General features: G+C 65.8%; 4 protein-coding genes. 3 read left to right on the plus strand and 1 reads right to left on the minus strand.

What is annotated here, in order from left to right:
• Positions 1-134: 134 nt before the first annotated feature.
• Both ACWGCN_RS35700 and ACWGCN_RS35705 read left to right on the plus strand, forming a co-directional pair.
• On the plus strand, positions 135-1,103 hold the full coding sequence (locus ACWGCN_RS35700; RefSeq protein WP_378989527.1) for a glycosyltransferase family 2 protein: 969 nt from the start codon (positions 135-137) through the stop codon (positions 1,101-1,103).
• The gene (locus ACWGCN_RS35705; protein ID WP_452460460.1) at positions 1,100-2,623 is read left to right on the plus strand and encodes a DUF2142 domain-containing protein; all 1,524 of its coding nucleotides are present in this window, start codon (positions 1,100-1,102) and stop codon (positions 2,621-2,623) included. Before ACWGCN_RS35700 ends, ACWGCN_RS35705 begins: the two co-directional genes overlap by 4 nt.
• Positions 2,624-2,644: 21 nt before the next feature.
• On the opposite strand, the gene rfbB is transcribed toward ACWGCN_RS35705, so the two are convergent.
• Positions 2,645-3,646, minus strand: coding sequence for a dTDP-glucose 4,6-dehydratase (gene rfbB, locus ACWGCN_RS35710; RefSeq protein WP_378989525.1), 1,002 nt, complete (start codon positions 3,644-3,646; stop codon positions 2,645-2,647).
• Positions 3,647-3,972: 326 nt separating this feature from the next.
• Here rfbB and ACWGCN_RS35715 point away from each other — a divergent pair, with 326 nt between their 5' ends.
• Positions 3,973-4,671: a hypothetical protein gene (locus ACWGCN_RS35715; RefSeq protein ID WP_378989524.1), complete on the plus strand. Its 699-nt coding sequence runs from the start codon at positions 3,973-3,975 to the stop codon at positions 4,669-4,671.
• Positions 4,672-4,702 lie beyond the last annotated feature (31 nt).

A 4,702-nucleotide genomic window follows, 5' to 3' on the forward strand; every position in this document is an offset into this window, starting at 1 on the left:
TGGGCCCCGCCCCCCCCCCCCCGGGGCGCCCCCCCGGCGGCCCCTCGGGGCCGCGAACACGCGGCGCCCGCGCCGCCAGAAATCCTGTAGCCTCCCGGTGTCCCACTGCTGCCTAACTCCGAGGATTGACCCGGGTGGACTCCACCGAGCTTCGCATTGCCGCCGTGGTCCCCTGCCACAATGAAGAGGCCGCGGTCGCCAAGGTCGTCACCGACCTCAAAGCCGCTGTGCCGGGGATCGTCGTCTACGTCTACGACAACCTGAGCACCGACCGCACCGCCGAATGCGCCCGTGAGGCCGGGGCGATCGTGCGCTTCGAGAACACCAAGGGCAAGGGCAATGTGGTGCGCCGCGCCTTCGCCGATATCGACGCCGACGTCTATCTGATGATCGACGGCGACGACACCTACGAGGCGTCGGCCGCTCCGCTGATGATCAAGACGCTGCTCGAGGGCCCCTACGACCACATCCTCGGTGTGCGCAAGCAGGACGACGCCGACGCCAGCGCCTACCGCAGCGGTCACGAGACCGGCAACAAGGTGCTCAACGGCGTGGTGGGCAAGGTGTTCGGCGAGAACGTCGAAGACATGCTGAGCGGTTTCCGGGTGTTCTCGCGCCGGTTCGTGAAGAGCTTCCCGGCCGTGTCGCGCGAGTTCGAGATCGAAACCGAGCTGACCGTGCATTCGCTGCACCTGCGCGTGCCGCAGACCTCGGTGCCGGTCGGTTTCCGCGACCGCCCCGCAGGCAGCGAATCCAAGCTGCGCACCTACCGCGACGGCACCAAGATCCTCGCGCTGATCCTGGGCCTGGCCCGCCACGAACGCCCCGTCGCGTTCTACGGCCTGTTCGGCACCATCGCCTGGCTGGTCTCGGTGATTCTGACCGTGCCGATCGTGATCGACTTCTACAACACTCACCAGGTGGCGCGGTTCCCGACGCTGTTCCTCGCGTTCACGCTGTTGCTGCTCGGCAGCCTCGCGTGGACCGCGGGCCTGATCCTGGACGGCATCCGCCGCTCCCGCCACGAGACGGCGCGGTTGGTCTACCTGCGTTATTCGGCCGCCGGGGTGAACGAGGACGTCGCGGCCGGAGACCGTCGGTGACCACGTCCATCGAGCCCGAGACGACTGTAGAACCCAGCAAGACCCCCGCACGCAAGGATCGGGCGCTGGCGCCCATCCGGACTGTGACCCAGCGGTTCGGCGCCGCGACCGTCGCGTTCGCGATGATCGCGACCGTCTTCGGCGCCGTGTTCGCCGTGCTCACGCCCGCGTTCTGGGGCCACGACGAGATCACCCAGTTCGGCCGCGCCTACCAGGTCGCCCACGGCGGCGTGTTCCCCCAGCGCATCGTCGACGATCGCGGTGTGGCCTACGGCGGGCAGATCCCGGTCAGCGTCGACGCGCTGATGGGCTACGCCTTCACCGACTACAACGACAACCCCGAAGAGCCCGACGCGATGGTGGCCGACCCCGGCGCCTACGACCGGCTCGCCGCGGCCGAGGTCTCCTCGACGACCCGGCAGATGTGGTTCACCAACACCGCCGCCTACTCACCGGTGCCGTATGTGCCCGCCGCCGTTGGCATTCGGCTGGGCGAGGCGCTCGGCCTCAACGTGGGTGGCATGTATTTGCTCACCCGTTTCGCCGGCCTGGTCGCCTATCTCGCGGTTGTCGGATTCGGGCTCTACGCGCTGCGCGAGCGGCGTAGCCAGTGGCTGGTATTCACCGTGGCGGTGCTGCCGATCGCGCTTTTCCAGGCGGGCACCGTCACCGCGGACACGCTCACCAACGCGCTCGCCATCATGGTGTCGGCGCTGCTGCTGAAAGCGCTGTTCGTCGGCGATCGACTGCACCGGGCGGAAACCGCCGCGCTGCTCGCCGCGACGATCGCGCTGCCGCTGAGCAAACCGACCTATGTGCTGCTGGCGATGCTCGTTGTGGTGGTGCCCGCCGACCGGCTCGGTTTCACCGGAAAACTGAAATTCGTCCCGTGGGCATTCGCGGTGACGGGCGGGGTGCTTTTCCTCGCCTGGACGAAGATCGCGGCGCCCACCGGCGACGGCATGGGCCTGATGCGCCCGCCCCATCAGTGGGGCCAGGTGCGACCGGGCGATCAGCTGAAGGGAATCCTCAGCGACCCGGTGCAATTCGTGCACACCTTCGGCGAGAGCATCGCGCTGCGCGACCATCGCTGGTTCAACCAGTTCTTCGGCGAACTCGGTTTCGCGTATGTGGACGTGCCCGCGATTTCGATGCTGGCGTGCCTGCTCGCCTTCGCGGTGAGTTTCGGCATCGTCGACCGGATGAGTACCACCACAGCCACTTTCCGTCGCACGCTGATCGTGGCGCTCACGGTGCTCGCGAGTGTGGCGATGATCTACGTGACGCTGTACATGTCGTTCACGCCGGTCGATTTCTATATCATCGACGGTGTGCAGGGCCGGTATTTCGTGCCGCTGGCAATCATGGGACTGGCGGTGCTGGCTCGCGTGGTGGGGCTGCGACTCACGAATTCCGATGGCGTGATTCCGGCCCGCGGGACCGCGATCACCATCGCCTGTGCGTCGACTTTCGCGCTTGTCGCTACCGCCGCAACGTATTACACCGTCGTCTGGGGATAATTCCCCAGACGACGGTGGGGATTACAGAGTTTTCTCGCCCGCTGCCGCGTAGGCGCGTTCGGTATCGGCCTTTTTCGGTCGCCACCAGTTCTCGTTGTCGCGGTACCAGGCGACGGTGTCGGCCAGGCCGGCGCGGAAGTCAGCGTAGCGCGGTGACCAGCCCAGCTCCTCGCGCAGCAGACTCGCGTCGATGGCGTAGCGCTGGTCGTGGCCGGGGCGGTCCGTCACGTGATCGAAGTCGGTGGGCTCTCGATCGAACGCCTGCAGAATGAGCTGGACGACCGTGAGGTTGTCGAGTTCACCCTGGGCGCCGATCAGATAGGTCTTGCCGGTCCGGCCACGCTCGAGAATGTCCCAGACCGCGCGATTGTGGTCGTCGACGTGGATCCAGTCGCGCACCTGATGACCCGCGCCGTACAGCCGTGGGCGCACACCGTCGATCAGGTTGGTGATCTGGCGCGGGATGAATTTCTCCACGTGCTGGTACGGGCCGTAATTGTTGGAGCAGTTCGACAGGGTCGCGCGGACACCGAAAGACCTGGTCCAGGCGCGTACCAGCATGTCGCTGCCCGCTTTGGTCGCCGAATACGGGCTCGACGGGTTGTAGGCGGTGGATTCGGTGAAGCCCGGCTCGTCGGGGGTGAGATCGCCGTACACCTCGTCGGTGGAGACGTGGTGGTAGCGCACCTCGTGGCGGCGTACCGCCTGCAACAGCGAGTATGTGCCGACGATATTGGTCTGCACGAACGGCCACGGCTCGGCCAGGGAGTTGTCGTTGTGGGATTCGGCCGCGAAATGCACGACCGCGTCCACCCCACTGACCAGGTTGTCGACAAGATCGAGATCGGCGATATCGCCGTGCACGAATTCGATCCGATCCGCGACCGGATCCAGCGATGCCCGGTTGCCCGCGTAAGTGAGCGCGTCGAGCACGGTCACTTGGACATCCGGGCGCGTGGCCACGGTCTGCTGGACGAAATTCGCACCGATGAACCCGGCCCCGCCGGTTACGAGCACTCGCACTCGGTCAACGATACGTGCATTCCGTGGACGCTCGTGACGAAAGGTGTCACCGTTATGTGTTGCTGGAACGTCTCTGACCTGTGACCCGGCATATATTTACACAGTGATCTCCGTCACATTACCTGTAGGTAGGTTAAGACTCAAAGTCGGTTTTCCTGAGAAAAAGCCCGGTCAACGCTCAGGTTTCTATCAGCGCACAGGCATCGGAGTATCAATGGTGAACAAAACTTGAACTAACAGTCACAGCAGGTTCACCTCTGGTTAGCTGCGGGAGCTTTTGATCTACGAGTCCCCTCCGCACGCTCCAAACTTGAGGTTCAACAAAAATGCTGATGAGGAAATTCGCCGCCACGTCGGCGCTGCTGATCGCCGCCATGGGCGTCACCGCCGGCACCGTGAACGCCGCGCCGGCCGAAGAAGCCGCCCCGATCAACTACTCCGCCGAGGTCGTCGACGGTTCCAAGTCCGTCATCACCACCGACGCCGGCTCGCTGGTCGTCGAAGACGGCGCCTTCAAGATCAAGGCTGCCAACGGCACCACCGTCGCCGGCACCCCGCTGTCGTTCCGCCTCGATGACTTCGAGCTGCCGATCGCCGCCGAGATCTCGGGCAACAAGGCCGTCCTGACCCCCCAGCTCGACCCGGCCCAGGCCGTCTACAAGCCGGTGGCCCTGCCTTACGAGGACAAGGCTCCCTGGAAGACCGAGTACGAGCGTGAGCAGGCCGCCTGGAGCCGTCTGACCTCCACCATCTCCATGGGCGCCACCATCGGCACCCTGGCCGGCGGCCTCGGCGGCGCGACCATCGGCTGCATCGCGGGTGCCGCGGCCGGCCTGGTCGCCACCGGTGTGCTGCTCGCCCTGTTCGGCGCGGGCCCGATCGCGGGTTGCGTCGTCGGCGCCACCACCATCGGCGCCCTCGGCGTCATCCTGGGCCAGATCTTCGTGACCGCTCCGGTCGCGATCGGTGCTGCGATCCAGTACTTCACCACGATCAACCAGCCCTTCGTCGCTCCGGCCAAGTAATTTCGCCGCAGGACAGAAGGAAAGCGGCCCC

The organism is Nocardia sp. NPDC055050 (assembly GCF_053608345.1).